Genomic DNA, 18006 nt, shown 5'->3' with positions numbered 1-18006 from the left:
GTGGTACCTCCTATAATACTTCTGGAGCAAGAGATACGATTTTCATGAACTTCTTATCTCTTAACTCTCTGGCTACTGGACCAAAGATACGAGTTCCCTTAGGAGTCTGATCATCTTTAATTATAACAGCAGCATTCTCATCAAATTTAATATATGAACCGTCCTTACGACGTGCGCCCTTTACTGAACGTACGACAACGGCCTTAACAACGTCACCCTTTTTAACAACGCCGCCTGGTGTTGCTTCTTTAACAGTAGCGACAATTACATCACCGATATTTGCATATCTTCTTGTAGATCCGCCCATAACTCTGATACAAAGAATTTCCTTAGCACCAGTATTATCAGCAACCTTAAGTCTGGTTTCCTGTTGTACCATAATACTACTCCTTTCAGTAATATCACAAATAAATTCTTATTATTTTGCTCTACTGATAATCTCAACTAATCTCCATCTCTTATCCTTAGATAAAGGTCTAGTCTCCATTACCTTAACAACATCTCCGATTAAACATTCATTGTTCTCATCGTGTGCCTTTAACTTGTAAGTTCTTTTAACGATCTTATTGTAAAGTGGATGCTTAACGTTGTCCTGTACTGCAACAACGATTGTCTTATCCATCTTATTGCTTATAACCTTACCTGTACGAGTTTTTCTCAAATTTCTCTCTTCCACAGTTATTCTCCTTTCTTAGGATATCTAAGTCTACATGCCTTAATTAAGCATTCTTCTGTGCAATTACAGTCTGGATTCTAGCGATGTTCTTACGAACTTCCTTAATTCTGCTTGTGTTGTCCAGCTGATTTGTTGCGTTCTGGAATCTTAAATTGAAAAGTTCCTTCTTAGCAGCTACTAATTCTTCATTTAACTCTGCAGCTGATTTTGCCTTTAAATCTTCTACATACTTATTAATTTTCACTGTTATCACCGCCTTCTAAGTCTGCACGTGAAACAATCTTGCACTTGCAAGGAAGCTTATGTGTTGCGAGACGTAAAGCTTCTCTTGCTGTTTCTTCAGCAACGCCTGAAATCTCGAACATTACACGTCCAGGTTTAACTACTGCTACCCAGCACTCCAAGTTACCTTTACCTTTACCCATACGAACACCGATAGGCTTACCTGTTACCGGCTTATCTGGGAAAATCTTTATAAATACTTTACCACCACGCTTAATATATCTTGTCATAGCGACACGGGCAGCTTCTATCTGATTTGATTTGATCCAACAAGGTTCTGTTGCAACAATACCGAATTCACCATTAGTGATCTTATTGCCTCTTGTAGCCTTACCAGCCATAGAACCACGGAACTGTCTACGATGTTTAACTCTCTTAGGTAGTAACATTACTTATCGCTCCCTTCCTTTTCTACGTTAGCGTTGGCATTATTCTTTGTAGGAAGAACCTCACCTTCGTAGATCCAAACCTTAACACCAACCTTGCCATAAGTTGTATCTGCTTCTGCAAATCCATAGTCGATATCTGCACGAAGTGTCTGAAGAGGAATTGTACCCTCGCTATAGAACTCTGTACGAGCCATATCAGCTCCACCGAGACGTCCTGAACAAGATGTCTTGATACCCTTAGCTCCCTGCTTCATTGTTCTGCCCATGCAAGACTTCATAGCTCTTCTGAAAGAGATACGATTCTCTAACTGCTGAGCGATGTTCTCTGCAACAAGCTGAGCATCCTTATCTGGTCTCTTAACTTCCTTGATATCAATGCTTAACTTCTTAGCAGATGTTAACTTCTCTACCTGCTTCTTTAAGCTCTCGATTTCAGCACCGCCCTTACCGATTACGATACCAGGCTTAGCTGTATGAATAACGATCTTTAATCTGTCTGAAGCTCTCTCTGTTTCAATCTTTGAAATTCCTGCAGCATATAACTTATTCTTGAGGAATTTTCTAATGTTATAATCTTCTACAAGGTTATCAGCGAAATCGTCTTCTGCATACCACTTTGCATCCCAGTCTTTGATTACGCCAACTCTTAAACCATGAGGATTAACTTTCTGTCCCATAAAGACTCCTTTCTATCTCTTAGAAAATAATTATCTTTCATTTAAAACAACAGTGATATGGCTCATTCTCTTTTCGATTCTGTAAGCTCTACCCTGTGCTCTTGGATGTACTCTCTTCATTGTTGGTCCCTTGTTAGCGTAGCATTCTTCTACATATAACTTACTTGGGTCCATACCGTTATTGTTCTCAGCATTAGCTGCTGCTGACTTTAATAACTTCTCTATAATAGATGATGCATATCTTGGATTGTACATAACAATTGCAAGTGCTTCATCAAGCTCTTGCCTCTGATAGCATCTAATACGAAACAAGCCTTCTGAACAGATACTCTAGCGTAAGATAACTTTGCGCTTGGTCTTGTATCCTTAACAGCGTTTCTTTCACGTTTAATCTGGGATCTATGTCCGTTAGCCATGGATTAAACCTCCTTTCAAAAATTCAAATTATCTACTCTTCTTTTCGTCTTTGCCGTGTCCTCTGTAAGTTCTTGTTGCAACGAACTCACCGAGCTTATGACCAACCATATCCTCTGTAACATATACAGGCACATGCTTTCTACCATCATGAACAGCGATTGTATGACCTACAAACTGAGGATAAATTGTTGAACGACGAGACCAAGTCTTAATAACCTGTTTGTCGTTTGCAGCATTTAAAGCATCAACTTTCTTAAGTAAGCTCTCGTCTGCAAATGCTCCCTTTTTAAGTGATCGAGCCATAGGTTGAAACCTCCTTATAATCTTCGTGAATAATAATAGTTACGATTGTAGGCTAATTACTTAATAGCCTTTCCGTTTCTTCTTCTTACGATAAGCTTGTTTGAAGCCTTCTTAGCCTTACGAGTCTTAAGACCCATAGCTGGCTTGCCCCAAGGTGTCATTGGGCTTGGACGACCAACTGGTGCTCTACCTTCACCACCACCATGTGGATGGTCATTAGGGTTCATAACAGAACCACGAACTGTAGGTCTGATACCCATATGTCTCTTACGTCCAGCCTTACCAAGATTAATAAGGTTGTGATCTCCATTACCTACAACACCGATTGTTGCGCGGCAGATAATTGGAACCATTCTCATCTCGCCTGATGGTAATCTAAGTGTTGCATACTTGCCTTCCTTAGCCATAAGCTGAGCTGAGTTTCCAGCAGAACGAACAAGCTGTCCACCCTTACCTGGATATAATTCAATGTTGTGTACCTGAGTACCAACTGGAATCTCTGAAAGTGGTAAGCAGTTACCTACTCTTACTTCTGCACCAGCACCATTCTGTACTGTCATGCCATCTGTTAATCCCTGAGGAGCAAGGATATATGCCTTCTCGCCATCTGCGTAGCAGATAAGAGCGATGTTAGCTGTTCTGTTTGGATCGTACTCAATTCCGATAACCTGTGCTGGAACGCCTTCCTTGTTTCTCTTGAAATCAATTATTCTATATTTCTGTCTGTTTCCACCACCGTGGTGTCTTACAGTAATCTTACCCTGGTTGTTACGACCAGCATTCTTGCTCTTCTTAGCAAGTAATGACTTCTCTGGAGTACTCTTTGTAATCTCTGAGAAATCAGATCCAGTCATATTTCTTCTGGAAGGTGTATATGGGTTATATGTCTTAATTCCCATTATTTCTCTCCTTTCGAGTCTGTGTAATATTGTTTTCTACACTTTAAAGCTACTAATTAAAGGCCTTCAAAGATTTCGATTTCCTTGCTGTCAGCTGTTAACTGTACAATTGCCTTCTTAGTCTTAGAAGTTGTACCAGCTGTTCTGCCTCTTCTCTTCTTCTTGCCATCAAGATTCATTGTGTTAACTGAAGCAACCTTAGTTCCTTCGAACATCTTCTCAACAGCATCCTTAATCATTGTCTTGTTAGCATCTGTATGAACTAAGAATGTATACTTCTTATCTGCCATATCAGCCATAGACTTTTCTGTGATTACAGGCTTGAGGATTACATCATAATACTGTACGTTTGCCATTATGCATACACCTCCTCTAATTTTTCAACAGCAGCCTTAGTAACTACTAATGTTTCATACTTTAATACATCGTATGTGTTGATTTCGTTAGTAGCTGAAACCTTAACTGTAGGAATGTTTCTTCCTGAAAGAACTACGTTCTTGTTCTCACCTTCAATAACTACTAAAGCCTTATCAACCTTTAAGTTGCTCATAACTTCTGCGAACTTCTTTGTCTTAACTTCGTCAAGGTTAAATGCATCAAGAACTACGATCTTGTTGTCAGCAACCTTTGATGATAATGCAGAAAGAAGAGCAATTCTCTTTTCCTTCTTATTCATCTTGAATGAATAATCTCTTGGCTTTGGTGCAAATACAACACCACCGCCTGTCCACTGTGGAGATCTTGTAGAACCCTGTCTTGCATGACCAGTTCCTTTCTGTCTCCAAGGTTTTCTTCCGCCACCAGAAACTTCTGAACGTGTCTTTGCGCTCTGTGTTCCCTGACGATTATTTGCAAGCTGGTTAACTACTGCCATGTGTACGAGATGTTCGTTAACTTCAACACCAAATACAGCATCATTTAATTCGATTGAACCAACTTCTTTGCCTTCAATATTGTAAACAGATACGTTTGCCATCTGTGTGGTCCTCCTTCCTTAGCAAAAACTACTTAGCAGCTTTTACTGTTTCTTTCAGTGTTACTAATGATTTCTTAGGTCCAGGTACTGCACCCTTAACTAAGATTACGTTGTTTTCAACATCAACTCTTACTACTTCAAGATTCTGGATTGTGATTCTCTTAGAACCCATATGTCCAGGCATTCCTTTTCCCTTGAATACTCTACCAGGTGTTGTTGCTGATCCGTTTGAACCCTGATGTCTGTGGAACTTAGAACCATGAGCCATAGGTCCTCTTGACTGGCCTAATCTCTTGATTGCGCCCTGGAAACCTTTACCCTTTGAAATAGCAGTTGCATCAACCTTATCGCCTGCAGCGAAGATATCAGCCTTGATTTCGTCCTTTACAGAATACTCTGAAGCGTTCTCAAACTTGAACTCTCTTAAGAATCTCTTATAAGGAACCTCTGCCTTATCAAAATGTCCTTTAACAGGCTTGTTTACTAACTTTTCTCTAATGTCAGCAAAACCAACCTGAACTGCATCGTAACCGTCGTTTTCTACTGTCTTAACTTGTGTAACAACACAAGGACCAGCCTGAAGAACAGTTACAGGTGTTAAAACACCGTCTTCGTTGAAGATTTGAGTCATTCCGACTTTTGTAGCTAAAATTGCCTTCTTCATTGATTTTCCTCCTGTTTAATCTACAGCGGACAAGATGATGTGTGATACACAGCGCATCCTGTCATCCTAGAACAGCTAATATAAGTGGAACCCGCACCACTGCTTGTTACTTCTATATTAAACCCTTAGGATTATTGCTTTAATAATGAAAAATTCCAGATAATGATTAGTTCATTACCTTAAGGTTGATGAATACACCAGCTGGCATCTCTAACTTAGATAATGCATCTACAGTCTTCTGAGATGGTGATAATACATCGATAAGTCTCTTATGAGTTCTCTGCTCGAACTGCTCTCTTGAATCCTTGTACTTATGAACAGCTCTAAGAATAGTAACAACTTCCTTCTTTGTTGGAAGAGGTACCGGACCACTCACCTGTGCTCCTGTCTTCTTAGCAGTTTCGATGATTTTCTTAGCTGACTGATCAATCAACTGATGATCGTAAGCCTTCAGAGTAATTCTGATTACCTGATTTGCCATAAAAAAAGTCGCCTCCTTCGCACTTTATTGTTTAAGTACGACAAGCGGTGACTGTACACACTCCCACGCGTATCATATAGTCTCATTCATAATTCGACCCACGCGCGTCATTTCTGCGGATTGCAGATGATTTTGGTACAGTGACTTGTCGCCAGTTTCTTCGCCGGAGATTATCTCCAGCATTGACATTCGCTCCACGGAAAACCTGCTTTATTAAAGCAGCAACCTCACGCTTCACAGCTATCAATGTCACAGCAAGTATTAATATACACTAATCCCTATACAAAATCAACAGAAAATATTGTATTTTTTTTAGTACAATATAAAACAAATTCGACCGGTACAATTGTACGGTCGAAACATTATTTTAATAAAATCCAAATCCAAGATACATAGAATTAATGTTCCACTTACCATCTTCATATTTATAATATATGTAAGCAGAATTATTACTATTATTCTTTTCGTTAGCCTTATCGCTTCCTGAATACTGTATCTTGTATGTATATCCTAGTTTAATTGAAACTTTAATCATTGGGCATCCGTCATCTGAATCCACTCTGAAAGATGTATCCGCGATAGAAGCTGTGAATTTGGAAATCTTCAAATCAGATACAGTTTTGTATTTGTCATTGTAGCTGTCGTAAATATTCTTATAAACTGACTCTATGTTCTTCTTTTCTTCTTTGCACACCCTGTCGGTTATAGCTGAATAATCTTTCTTTGCCTGTACAGCGTTAATAATTGTATCCACATCTGTTCTTGCCTGTGTCTTAAGTTCTTCAAGCTTCGAATTAACATATTTTGCATTGTATGCTCCAACTGTAAATGTATCTTCATCATATGCTGCATAAAGCTGTGTTGTATAGTCCTCTATAAATTCTCCAGTTACCTTAATATTATTCTTTCCATTAAAAAGATATGGTATAACGTATTCATCAGAAGAGCTGTTTCCATTCTTAGATGCATCAGACTTATATCCATCACCGACAATAACATCATTAATATATAACGTAAGTCCCTTTGGAACCTTTATTGTAACATCCTTTACCACAAGATTCTCAGCACTGACTTTATACTTCTTAAAAAAAAGCATATAGTGCTTATTGGCTACTGTAAGATACACATCATTATACTGCATTCCAGAATCTGTTATATATCCGACCTTAACAGCCTTGTTACCAGGCATCTTGCTATATGTTGAGACAATGTCATCTGCTGCCATCTTTTCAACTTTCTCACCAGTCGCATCTGCATGAACATTAATAAATGCTTCTTTAGTCAGGAACTCTCCATCAGGCAGATTAATAAGACTATACGCATCATTCCATTCACACTCTGCAACCGCCTTAACATACTGCTTGGCAGTTTTCTTATAGTCTGTCACATTCTTTCCCACACATACAAATATAATTATGGCAGCTATCACAGCAACTCCCGCAGCTACAATTGCAATTATACCCTTAGGAAATCTGGCAGGCTTTTTATTGGCAGGCTGCTGACCAGAAACCTGGCCTGTAAACTGTGCCTGCTGTACAGGCTGCTGACCAAAAACCTGCTGTGGCTGAACTGGCACACTCCCCTGTACCGGTGTTTCCTCCGGCTCTGCTGGCACATTCTCCTGTACCGGTGTTACCTCTGGCTCTTCTTCCACACTTTCCTGCACCGGTGTCTCCTGAGGCACATCTATCACTAGACGTGTCCCACAGTTCCCACAGAATAGTGCCTCATCTTCATTCTTTGTTCCGCAATTTGGGCAAAACATAATTTCTCCTCCCTCATATGATTAATATAGTAAATCATATATCATCATACCATGAATATATGATTTACTCAACCAAATAATCTGTTCTAACTTCACTTGTTTTGTTAATATTTACTGCTGTTTCTGTTTCTCTATTTTTTCTGCAAGATCATTAAGATATTCCCATCGCTCCATCTTTTCTTCAAGCTGCCTTTCCACATCTTCCTTTTCCTTAGTAAGTTCTGCAAGCTTAGAATAAGAAGTTGCATTCTTTGCAATCTCGTTATCAAGTTCTGAAACTTTAGTTTCAAGCTTCTCTATATCATCATCTATAGTCTCATATTCCTTCTGTTCCATGTATGTGAACTTAATCTTATCCTCATGACTGTTATATGCTTTCTTCACTTGCCCTGCTGCCTTTGATTTGGGCGCATCAGCTGTTCCATTTGATGCCACATTATATATAGAAGAAACACATTTATCCCTGTAGTCCGTATAACCACCTTCATACTGTGTAAGGTGGCCTCCTGCCTCAAATGCAAATATCCTGTCAACGACTCTGTCAAGAAAATATCTGTCATGTGAAACTGTAATTACAATACCTGCAAATCCATCAAGATACTCCTCAAGAATCTCAAGAGTTTCAATGTCAAGATCATTGGTAGGCTCATCGAGAATAAGCACATTTGGCGCACTCATAAGAACACTTAACAGATAAAGTCTTCTCTTCTCACCACCTGACAGCTTGCTTATCGGTGTCCACTGCTGCTTCGGTGTAAACAAAAACTTCTCACACATCTGTGACGCTGTTGCCTTTCCATCTGCCGTCGTAACATATTCACCTATGCTTCTTACGAACTCAAGCACAGTAAGACTGTCGTCAAGTGGTTCATTCTCCTGCATGAAATATCCAATTCTTACAGTCTCTCCAACCTCAACACTACCGCTGTCCGGTTCAAGCTGTCCTGCTATAATCTTCATAAGCGTAGACTTGCCGCATCCGTTATCACCAACAATACCGATTCTGTCATCTCTTAGAAAAATGTAGGTAAAATCATCTATTATTGTCCTCTCTCCAAAGCTTTTACAAATGTTGTGAAGTTCAACAGTCTTTCTTCCAAGTCTGCTGCTGACTGAATTCATATCCATAAGCTGCTTGTCAAATCTGGCTCTCGCCTGCTTTGAAGCTTCCTTCATATCCTCAAATCTGTCAATCCGGGCCTGCTGCTTGGTAGAACGAGCCTGACATCCCCTTCTTATCCACGCGAGTTCTTTCCTTAATATATTCTGCCTCTTGGCTTCAGTCGCCCTCTCCATCTCCTCACGCTGGGTCTTCAGCTCAAGAAAGCCTGAATAATTCGTATCGTAGCTGTACAGGGAAGCTTTATCAAGCTCAACAATCCTGTTAGTTACATTATCAAGGAAATACCTGTCATGAGTAACCATGATAAGTTCACCCTAAAACTCTTAATAAACTGCTCCAGCCAGAGCACCATGTCATTATCAAGATGGTTCGTAGGTTCGTCAAGAATAAGAAGCCTTGCCGGCTCAACTAAAGTTCTTGCAAGTGCTGCTCTCTTTTTCTGACCGCCTGATAAAATATTCATCATTGCAGCGTGATTTGTTATTCCAAGCTTGTTAAGAATCTCTTTTGCTTTCGGCTGGCTGTCTGCATGCTTTCCACGCATAACATATTCCAGTACATTTTCATTATCATAATACAGAGGTGTCTGCGCAAGATACGCAAGCTCAATTCCCTTGCCCTTTACAACCTGTCCCTCATCTGGTTCTTCAACACCCGCAATAATCTTTAAAAGAGTAGACTTACCCGTTCCATTCACACCTATAAGCCCAATCTTATCACCACTGTTAATTCCCAGACTTATATTATTAAAAAGTTCCTTTTCTCCGTAGGTCTTGCTGACCTTTTCAATATTTAATATATTCACTATTATCTCCGTTATATAAATTATTGGTCATCATCTGAAAGATTATAGAAATTCTTAAGCTTCTGTGCAAGCTCCGGGTCTTTCTTCTTCAGATGTTCATAATGCTTCCTCTTCTGCTCCATCATATGCTCATATGCATACGGATTGTGAAGTTTTACTCTGTCAAGCATTTCCTTTCTGTGTTCTTTAAGCATCTGGATTGCGTCAGGATTAATCTGTGCCAGCTTCTTCTCGACAACCACACGGCGTTCATCAATTCTTTTCTCAATATCATCAATATCAAGATTCGAATATTTTTTATCATCAAACAAATGCATCTCAAGTCGCTCAAGCAGCTCATTCTCATCAAAGAGTCCGATTCTTCCCCATGCTGCATGCTTTTCAGCATCAACAATAACATTCTTCTCATCTTTCTTGACACTGCCAATCTCATCAGCCATCTCTGTTGCCATCTTCTCAAGCCATTCGTCTGCATCTGCACCAAAAGCCCACTCGATCTCAGCAAGCCTTTCGTTGTCCTCATGTACCTCACCAGAAACAGCCTGCTCTCCTTCCCCCTCCTCAACAGGATAAGGTCTGTCAAACCCTGCATCTCTTAAGGCAAGCGGAATAGTTCTTCTTACAACACCTTTTTCAACAAGCATGCCTGCGCCAAGTTCCCTTAACTGGTCATTAAGCGTGTGTTCATGCTCTGTAATATAGAACCTGATGCCTTTCTTTTCAAGTGTCTTATATAAAGACATAAGCCTGTCAACTGCCGTCACATCAATAGAACCCACACCTCCGGCGTCTACAATTACCATTTTAGTATTATCATCAAGATTCTTTTCTATATCATCAACAAATGTATTAATATTTGCAAAGAAAAGTGCACCATTAAATCTGTATATAACCGCACCTTTTATCCTCTTTACATTACGGTATCTGTTAAGGCTGTAGAACCCATCCTGTCCCGGTATAACTCCGAGAAATGCTCTTGGCGGTTCAACCGCTTTGACAATAACAGCAATGAATGAAAGAATTACACCGATTACAACTCCGTATATCGTTCCGAATAACAGAACGCCTAAAAATGCTCCTACAAATATTGCAAACTCCTTATGGTCTGTTTTCCATAATTTAACTGCAAGCCTGAATTCAGTAATTCCAATCAATGCAGCAACAACAATTCCTGTAAGTATTGGTACAGGAAGATACTCAAGCACCGGCGTACCAAAAAGCACTATAAGAAGCATTGTCAGAGAAGCTGTTATTGACATAATCTGTGATTTACAACCAAACTGATCTGCAATTCCTGTTCTTGACACACTTCCATTCAAAGGACATCCGCCAATTACAGCAGAAGCCGCATTTGCAGCAGCATAAGACAGAATTTCTCTGTTATTGCTTACTTTATAGCCATATTTGTTGGCATAATTATTAGTTGCAAGCAATGTCTGCGCCATGACAACACCTGCCACTGAAAGTCCAAGAAGTATTATATCTGACGGATTCTTAAACACAACCGACATATCAGGAAGTGAGAATCCCGGCAGCCCCTTATCAACATGTGGAAGAAGCTTAACACCGAATCTGTCAATATGAAAAATTGCAGTTGCAAGTGCACCAAGTACCATAAGAAGTACTGACATCGGAAACTTTGGAATGAACTTCTTCGCAACAAGAATAATCACAACTGTTCCGACTCCAAGCACTGCCGACAACAGATTGAACGACTTCATCTCACCAGCTATATGTATAAGAAGCTTATTGCCTCTCCTGTTCCCGCATTACCACCAAACAGCTTTGCTGCCTGCATAAGAATTATTGTCACACCAATACCGCTTATAAATCCACCCATTACAGGTGTTGATATGTAATTGACAATACGGCCTGCTTTAATAAAAAAGAAAAGCAGCAGCCACAATGCTGCAACTAAAGTTATCGCCGGAACTACTGCCTTCGCCTCCTCAGAGCCTGACACTATCCCGAGCGTTGCAAGTGTTCCACCAACAAGTGCCGCCGGAGTTGCATCCACTCCGAACACGAACTGCGGCGAAGATGTCACAAGTCCATATATAAGCACTGGCAGAATAGAGCAGTACAGACCATACACCGCAGGCAGTCCCGCAATCTGTGCATATCCCATTGATATAGGAATTGACACAAGTGCAACAATTATTCCTGAAATAATATCCTTCTGTATATTCTTTAAACTAACATTTTTCAATATGCATCGCCCCTTAATCAGATTTCGATAGAATATATTAACATAAAATAAGCCTGTTCAAAACATTTTTGCACGATTGCAGTTATTAATATTTTCGTATATAATTATTTAATAACAAATGCGGTACCAAACTGCAACACATTTTTATATAGAAAAGGATACTTAATTATGTTTATAGCTGACAACTGGAAAGATTATGAAGTAATAGATACCTCTAAGGGCGAAAAACTTGAACGCTGGGGTAAGTATATTCTTGTACGCCCGGACCCACAGGTAATATGGGACACCCCTAAGAAAGAGCGTGGCTGGAAGAATATGAACGGTCATTACCACAGAAGTTCTAAGGGCGGCGGAGAATGGGAGTTCTTTGACCTTCCACAGCAGTGGCAGATTCACTACAACAGTCCTTCATTTGAACAGGAGCTGACATTCAACTTAAAGCCATTCAGCTTCAAGCACACAGGAATATTCCCTGAGCAGGCTGCTAACTGGGACTGGTTTGGAAAGATAATCTCTGATGCCAGGAAAAAGCGTGGCAGTGAACCTGTAAAGGTTCTTAACCTGTTTGCTTATACTGGTGGAGCAACACTTGCATGTGCAGCCGCAGGTGCTAATGTTACGCATGTAGATGCTTCTAAGGGTATAGTCGCATGGGCTAAAGAAAATGCACAATCTTCAGGACTTATCGACAAGCCTATCCGATGGATAGTTGATGACTGTGTAAAGTTTGTAGAAAGAGAGATAAGAAGAGGTAACCATTACGACGCAATCATCATGGATCCACCTTCATATGGTCGTGGTCCTAAAGGAGAAATTTGGAAAATAGAAGAAGCCATACACCCGCTTGTTAAGCTTTGTGCACAGCTTCTTTCTGATAAACCATTATTTTTCCTTATTAATTCATACACTACAGGTCTTCAGCCAGCCGTTCTTACTTATATGTTAAGCACAGAACTTAAGAGCTTTGGCGGACACTGTGATTCACAGGAAGTAGGTCTTCCTGTTTCAAGCAACGGACTTGTTCTTCCATGTGGAGCTTCTGGCCGCTGGATGAAATAATTAATACACAACACCATCGAGTGACGGCGATTCTTCGCCGTCATTCACAATTCTAATAACAAGATGATTAGGCAGACATGTGATTGGCATTAAAGGCTCAGATATATAGCCCATGTTCACACACAGCTTATCCGGACAGCTTGCATCAGCAATCTTAATCTTTCCATTCTCGACAAGAATATCATTATACTCTCCATCCCCGTATTCAATCCTGAACGTGTACGGATTCTTAACATCATCTAACGAAACAGTTCTTAACAATTCGTTATCTCTGTATATATAAGCAGTCTTTCTACCGTCATTCTTTCCTGATTTCATATATATAATAGAAGCCACACTTGCCCCGACAAGCAGGACAATCACAGCCACCACTGCAATAACTCTTTTTTTCACAATCTCCTCCATCTGCTACATAGTATATTTTTTAGGAATATATCTGTCTGCAAAGAAGCACACAAGGCCCGTAAACAGACCTGTTATAACACCGCTTATCACAAGGAACGGCATGTACGCAAATATACCTGACAATCTGAGTATGAAAAATGCAGCAAGAATCTGGCCTGCATTGTGCGACACCGCGCCAAGTATACCTGTAAGGAATATATACTGTCCCCTAAGCAATTTATTAACAGCTGCCATCACAATAAGACATAAAAATCCACCACTTACACTATATATAAATGATACTGCCTGCCCTGTAAATATTGTAGCCAGTATAATTCTCATAGCCAGCACAATAGCTGCATCACTGAATTTATACCTTTTTAATACAAAAAGTGTGACTATATTGGCAAGCCCTAACTTAACTCCCGGTATTGGAACAAGCGTAGGTATCGCTGATTCCACAACAAATATTGTCAGTGCAATTGTTGTAAGTAATGCCAGCGTTGTAAGTCTCTTAACATCAAAAGTTTTCTTCATATCTGCCTCCGCATAAATATTACCTATGCATTTTAACAGACATTTCATATTAAGACAATAATTCGTTAAATTAATTCAAATTCGTGCAAAATGAGTTTGACAGTTTGTAAAAATATAGTATAATCATTTGGCTTTATAAATATACGAAAGTGAGGAAATCCTATGGTAAAAGACATGACAAATGGTTCGCCTTCCAAGCATATTCTTGGATTTGCAGTTCCAATGCTGTTCGGAATGCTGTTTCAGCAGTTCTACAACCTTGTTGACACAATAATCGTTGGTAAAACTCTCGGTGTTGAAGCTCTTGCCGGAGTTGGAGCAACAGGTTCTATCAACTTCATGATAATCGGTTTCTGTATGGGAGTCTGTAACGGATTCGTGATTCCGGTTGCCCAATGCTTTGGTGCAAAGAAGCCTGCTGACCTTAGAAAATATGTATTTAACGGATATATCTGCAGTATTGTGTTTGCCATAGTGCTTACACTTGCATCCGTAATATTCTGCCGCAGGATACTTATTATCATGAATACGCCGATAGATATTATTGACCATGCCTACAATTACATAGTAGTTATATTCATAGGAATCCCAACAGTGTTCCTATACAACATGGTATCCGGTGTTATCCGCTCGCTCGGCGACAGTAAGACACCTGTAGTTTTCCTGGTGCTTTCTTCAATAATAAATGTAGTACTTGATTTCTTTCTTATTCTTGTATGTAAGATGGGTGTTGCCGGAGCCGGCTGGGCGACCGTAACATCACAGTTAATTTCAGGACTTACCTGCCTTATATATATGTATAAGAAATATGACATCTTAAAAGGTGACAAATCAGAAAGGGTACTTGATAGAAGATTTATCACTAACCTGTGCATGAACGGTGTTCCAATGGGACTCCAGTATTCAATAACAGCCATCGGAAGTACAATCCTTCAGGCTGCTGTCAATACACTTGGTTCAACATATGTAGCTGCAATGACTGCCGGTTCTAAGATGTTCAACTTTACCTGTTGTCCATTTGATGCACTCGGCTCTACCATGGCAACCTATGCCGGACAGAATGTTGGAGCTGCCAAAATCAAAAGACTTGGTCAGGGCGTACGCTCTGCTATGATAATTGGTTCAGTATACAGTGTTCTTTCACTTATTGCACTGTATTTCACTACAGATTATATTGCATTATTATTCGTTAATGCATCTGAGACAACAATTATTGCTCTTACAAGACAGTTCATTCTTGCATCTGCATGCTTCTACATTCCGCTTACAGGTGTTAACGTAGTCCGATTCTGCATACAGGGTATGGGCTTCTCCGTATTGCAATATCAGCTGGTATCTTAGAGATGATTGGCCGTGCGTTTGCAGCCATCATACTTATTCCAAATATTGGATTCATGGGTGCATGCCTCGCCTCACCAATCGCATGGATTGCTGCTGACGCATTTTTATTCCCTGCATTCATACATTGTGCCAAGAAGCTTAATGCAAGGCATAATATTAAATCAAACTAATAACATGACTAAAGGGAGGACAATATTGCCCTCCCTTAATTATTCTATAATATAGACAGCCTGGCTGTGCATCGCTTCATATCTGGATTGAAATGTCTCAAGATTCCTTGTTATATTACCTTCCATAGGATCCATTATATAAACAATATTCTTATTAAAATCATATCCTGTAATTACAACACAATGTTCTGGAGACATCCATGTATATTCTTTCCCATTAAATACAAATGTCTTAGATTCATATGGCTGTCTCATATCTATTGTATTCCATATTACTATCGGGTCACCCTGAGCAACCATACCTAGAATCTCTTTAAAATCTGTTCCGCTGATATTCTTTGCAACTGCTGACATATTATTAACTTTGAAATATTTATTAGCTGCATTAACAATTGGCTGTGACATGCATCCATAACTTGTGTTATCCCTTGGATTACCAAGAAACATTTCGTAGAAGCTGCCATTGCCTTTCTTAAGATATTCATCTGACATAGTTGTTTTATCAACATTACAGCCGTAATAATTTAGTACGGATGTTAACGATGTAATCTCGCATCCTGTTGGCAGCTCTGGATTCTGATTAAGCGATTCATAGCATTCTATTCTGTATACATCTGGTAAATCATTTACAGTCTCTTCACTTACAGAAAGCTGTTCCTCCGTCACATTACCATCGCTCTTAATTGCTGTATATTCTGCACCTACTGCTACACCTTTGCTGACATTCTTATTATTCATCTTGACTGTTAATACAATTGCTACCGTACATGCCAGTATAGTCATCATTACAAGGAATATTTGATTCTTCCTTTTTCCTCTTTTTTTGTATTTTCTCCTGCTATCTCTCCTACTCATCCCAATCACCATCCTAACCTTCCGTTGTAAGTCAAAGTCTCATTTATTAACTTCTATACTTATATACGAAACCTAGCATAATTTGGTCTGAATAAATCGTAAAATTGTGTTTTATAATATTATATAAGCTTTACTACCTGACAATTATCAGTCATACCATCCCAGAATTTACCCAGTGGTGTTCCTCTGAATTTTGCTATAATACTGCAGTTCATCGCACCATGACCAACAATCAGTATATCTTTGCCACTATTAACCTGTGGCATAACCACATTGTCTATAAACTCTCCTGTTCTTGCGAAAAGCTGTTCAAAACTTTCCCCGCCTTCAACCGTCACATAATCCTCCGGTTTCTTAAAAAGAGTATTAATCGGACAGTCATCTATAGCAAATGAATTCTCTATTCCCTCATATATTCCAAATCCCATCTCAACAAGCCTGTCATCTGTATATACAGGTACTCCCCTTCCTTTGAGAAAAATCTCGGCTGTCTCTTTTGCTCTTACTAAAGGAGATGAATAACATATGTCAAAATGTATATCTGCATACTTTTTCCCAGCCTCTGCCGCCATCATTCTGCCTTCATCATTAAGTGGTATATCTGTTCTTCCCTGTAATTTATGACATGCATTCCAGTCCGTTTTTCCATGTCGCATTATATATAACATGTTGTACTCCTCTTTTTATCATACTCTGGTTCATTACTTAGCGAGCGCAAAAAAGGGTCCCCGAGAAACCCGGAAACCCTTGAAAGAACTGTATTAATAACAATTACTCGATGATAGATGCAACAGCACCAGAACCAACTGTTCTACCACCCTCACGGATAGCGAAACGAAGACCCTGCTCCATAGCTACGTTATGGATAAGTTCAACTGTCATCTCTACGTTATCACCAGGCATGCACATTTCTGTACCAGCTGGAAGCTCACAAACACCAGTTACATCAGTTGTTCTGAAGTAGAACTGTGGTCTGTAGTTGTTGAAGAATGGAGTATGACGTCCACCCTCGTCCTTTGTTAATACGTAAACCTGAGCTGTAAACTTGTGGTGTGGTGTGATTGAACCTGGCTTGCAGAGAACCTGTCCTCTCTGGATCTCGTCTCTCTGAACACCTCTAAGAAGTGCACCAATGTTATCACCTGGCTGAGCCTCATCAAGAAGCTTTCTGAACATCTCGATACCAGTTACAACTACCTTACGGATATCTTCATGGATACCAACGATTTCAACTTCCTCATTAACGTGGAGAACACCTCTCTCTACTCTACCAGTAGCAACAGTACCACGTCCTGTGATAGAGAATACGTCCTCTACAGGCATAAGGAATGGCTTATCTGTATCTCTTTCTGGATCTGGAACATACTCATCAATAGTATGCATAAGCTCAAGGATCTTATCTCCCCATTCGCTGTTAGGATCTTCAAGAGCCTTAAGAGCTGAACCCTGGATGATTGGAGTATCATCTCCTGGGAATCCGTACTCGTTAAGAAGTTCTCTGATTTCCATATCTACTAATTCAAGAAGTTCTGGATCATCAACCATATCACACTTGTTCATGAATACAACGATGTAAGGAACACCAACCTGACGAGCAAGAAGGATATGCTCTCTTGTCTGAGCCATAACACCATCAGTAGCAGCAACAACAAGGATACCTGCATCCATCTGAGCAGCACCTGTGATCATGTTCTTTACATAATCAGCATGTCCTGGACAGTCAACGTGTGCATAGTGTCTCTTCTCTGTCTCATACTCAACGTGAGCTGTAGAGATAGTGATACCTCTTTCTCTTTCCTCTGGTGCCTTATCAATATTCTCGAATGCAACAGCCTCACCTGTACCAAGTCTCTCATGAAGAGTCTTTGTGATAGCAGCTGTTAATGTAGTCTTACCGTGATCTACGTGTCCGATTGTACCAATGTTACAATGTGGTTTTGTTCTCTCAAATTTAGCCTTTGCCATTGTTTAAAATCCTCCTAAAAATATTTAGA

Annotated in this window: 21 protein-coding genes and 3 pseudogenes; 3 read left to right on the top strand and 21 right to left on the bottom strand. The window is 39.8% G+C overall.

Annotation, left to right across the window (positions count from 1 at the left end; translation table 11 throughout):
* Positions 1-10: 10 nt before the first annotated feature.
* The 16 genes and pseudogenes from rplN to DW963_RS13795 form a co-directional block, all read right to left on the bottom strand.
* Positions 11-379, bottom strand: coding sequence for a 50S ribosomal protein L14 (gene rplN / locus DW963_RS10805; protein WP_012738582.1), 369 nt, complete (start codon positions 377-379; stop codon positions 11-13).
* Positions 380-418: 39 nt separating this feature from the next.
* The gene (gene rpsQ / locus DW963_RS10800) at positions 419-676 is read right to left on the bottom strand and encodes a 30S ribosomal protein S17 (protein ID WP_012738581.1); all 258 of its coding nucleotides are present in this window, start codon (positions 674-676) and stop codon (positions 419-421) included.
* A gap of 43 nt (positions 677-719) precedes the next feature.
* A complete protein-coding gene (gene rpmC / locus DW963_RS10795; RefSeq protein WP_012738580.1) occupies positions 720-920 on the bottom strand; it encodes a 50S ribosomal protein L29 in 201 nt (66 codons plus the stop codon).
* Complete coding sequence (rplP, locus tag DW963_RS10790) at positions 910-1347, bottom strand: 50S ribosomal protein L16 (RefSeq protein WP_012738579.1); 438 nt, start codon at positions 1345-1347, stop codon at positions 910-912. Before rplP ends, rpmC begins: the two co-directional genes overlap by 11 nt.
* On the bottom strand, positions 1347-2024 hold the full coding sequence (rpsC, locus tag DW963_RS10785; protein ID WP_117915700.1) for a 30S ribosomal protein S3: 678 nt from the start codon (positions 2022-2024) through the stop codon (positions 1347-1349). The genes rplP and rpsC overlap by 1 nt, the downstream gene beginning before the upstream one ends.
* A gap of 30 nt (positions 2025-2054) precedes the next feature.
* Positions 2055-2440: pseudogene (rplV, locus tag DW963_RS10780) on the bottom strand (50S ribosomal protein L22).
* A 28-nt stretch (positions 2441-2468) separates the two neighbouring features.
* Positions 2469-2744, bottom strand: coding sequence for a 30S ribosomal protein S19 (rpsS, locus tag DW963_RS10775; protein WP_012738576.1), 276 nt, complete (start codon positions 2742-2744; stop codon positions 2469-2471).
* Between the two features lie 56 nt (positions 2745-2800).
* The gene (gene rplB, locus DW963_RS10770) at positions 2801-3643 is read right to left on the bottom strand and encodes a 50S ribosomal protein L2 (RefSeq protein ID WP_117915697.1); all 843 of its coding nucleotides are present in this window, start codon (positions 3641-3643) and stop codon (positions 2801-2803) included.
* A 56-nt stretch (positions 3644-3699) separates the two neighbouring features.
* On the bottom strand, positions 3700-3999 hold the full coding sequence (rplW, locus tag DW963_RS10765; RefSeq protein WP_012738574.1) for a 50S ribosomal protein L23: 300 nt from the start codon (positions 3997-3999) through the stop codon (positions 3700-3702).
* Positions 3999-4619, bottom strand: coding sequence for a 50S ribosomal protein L4 (rplD, locus tag DW963_RS10760; RefSeq protein ID WP_022097712.1), 621 nt, complete (start codon positions 4617-4619; stop codon positions 3999-4001). The genes rplW and rplD overlap by 1 nt, the downstream gene beginning before the upstream one ends.
* A gap of 28 nt (positions 4620-4647) precedes the next feature.
* On the bottom strand, positions 4648-5283 hold the full coding sequence (rplC, locus tag DW963_RS10755) for a 50S ribosomal protein L3 (RefSeq protein WP_012738572.1): 636 nt from the start codon (positions 5281-5283) through the stop codon (positions 4648-4650).
* A gap of 166 nt (positions 5284-5449) precedes the next feature.
* Complete coding sequence (gene rpsJ / locus DW963_RS10750) at positions 5450-5764, bottom strand: 30S ribosomal protein S10 (RefSeq protein WP_012738571.1); 315 nt, start codon at positions 5762-5764, stop codon at positions 5450-5452.
* Positions 5765-6131: 367 nt separating this feature from the next.
* The gene (locus DW963_RS10745) at positions 6132-7529 is read right to left on the bottom strand and encodes a zinc-ribbon domain-containing protein (RefSeq protein ID WP_117915695.1); all 1398 of its coding nucleotides are present in this window, start codon (positions 7527-7529) and stop codon (positions 6132-6134) included.
* A gap of 111 nt (positions 7530-7640) precedes the next feature.
* A pseudogene (locus tag DW963_RS10740) lies at positions 7641-9457 on the bottom strand (ABC-F family ATP-binding cassette domain-containing protein).
* 20 nt (positions 9458-9477) lie between these two features.
* Positions 9478-10611, bottom strand: coding sequence for an STAS domain-containing protein (locus DW963_RS13800; protein WP_286169335.1), 1134 nt, complete (start codon positions 10609-10611; stop codon positions 9478-9480).
* Positions 10597-11585, bottom strand: a pseudogene (locus tag DW963_RS13795) (SulP family inorganic anion transporter); the annotation flags it as partial. The gene DW963_RS13800 and the pseudogene DW963_RS13795, both read right to left, overlap by 15 nt.
* 249 nt (positions 11586-11834) lie before the next feature.
* Here DW963_RS13795 and DW963_RS10730 point away from each other — a divergent pair.
* Positions 11835-12725 carry a class I SAM-dependent methyltransferase gene (locus DW963_RS10730; RefSeq protein WP_117915693.1) on the top strand — a complete coding sequence of 297 codons (891 nt, stop codon included), beginning with the start codon at positions 11835-11837 and terminating at the stop codon, positions 12723-12725.
* Here DW963_RS10730 and DW963_RS10725 read toward each other — a convergent pair whose 3' ends face one another.
* Together DW963_RS10725 and DW963_RS10720 are read right to left on the bottom strand one after the other, a co-directional pair.
* Entirely contained in the window at positions 12726-13118 is a 393-nt protein-coding gene (locus DW963_RS10725; protein ID WP_158568706.1) for a NusG domain II-containing protein, read from the bottom strand.
* Positions 13119-13133: 15 nt separating this feature from the next.
* Entirely contained in the window at positions 13134-13646 is a 513-nt protein-coding gene (locus DW963_RS10720; protein WP_022097717.1) for a Gx transporter family protein, read from the bottom strand.
* 162 nt (positions 13647-13808) lie between these two features.
* Here DW963_RS10720 and DW963_RS10715 point away from each other — a divergent pair, with 162 nt between their 5' ends.
* Positions 13809-14987, top strand: a complete 1179-nt coding sequence (locus tag DW963_RS10715) for an MATE family efflux transporter (RefSeq protein ID WP_353652818.1) — start codon at positions 13809-13811, stop codon at positions 14985-14987.
* 2 nt (positions 14988-14989) lie between these two features.
* Complete coding sequence (locus DW963_RS14055; protein ID WP_353652817.1) at positions 14990-15157, top strand: hypothetical protein; 168 nt, start codon at positions 14990-14992, stop codon at positions 15155-15157.
* 39 nt (positions 15158-15196) lie between these two features.
* Here DW963_RS14055 and DW963_RS10710 read toward each other — a convergent pair whose 3' ends face one another.
* The 3 genes from DW963_RS10710 to tuf all read right to left on the bottom strand — a co-directional run bounded on the left by DW963_RS10710 (position 15197) and on the right by tuf (position 17977).
* Positions 15197-16012 (bottom strand): C39 family peptidase, encoded by an 816-nt coding sequence (locus DW963_RS10710; RefSeq protein ID WP_158568704.1) that lies wholly within the window; start codon positions 16010-16012, stop codon positions 15197-15199.
* 119 nt (positions 16013-16131) lie between these two features.
* Positions 16132-16680 carry a histidine phosphatase family protein gene (locus DW963_RS10705; protein ID WP_117915687.1) on the bottom strand — a complete coding sequence of 183 codons (549 nt, stop codon included), beginning with the start codon at positions 16678-16680 and terminating at the stop codon, positions 16132-16134.
* A 103-nt stretch (positions 16681-16783) separates the two neighbouring features.
* Positions 16784-17977 carry an elongation factor Tu gene (tuf, locus tag DW963_RS10700; protein ID WP_117915685.1) on the bottom strand — a complete coding sequence of 398 codons (1194 nt, stop codon included), beginning with the start codon at positions 17975-17977 and terminating at the stop codon, positions 16784-16786.
* Positions 17978-18006 lie beyond the last annotated feature (29 nt).

Origin of the sequence: Eubacterium sp. AM46-8, from assembly GCF_003466705.1 — a bacterium.
Lineage (GTDB): Bacteria > Bacillota > Clostridia > Lachnospirales > Lachnospiraceae > Lachnospira.
The sequence above is the reverse complement of the archived record's forward strand: the minus strand, read 5'-3'. Positions and strand labels throughout refer to the sequence as shown.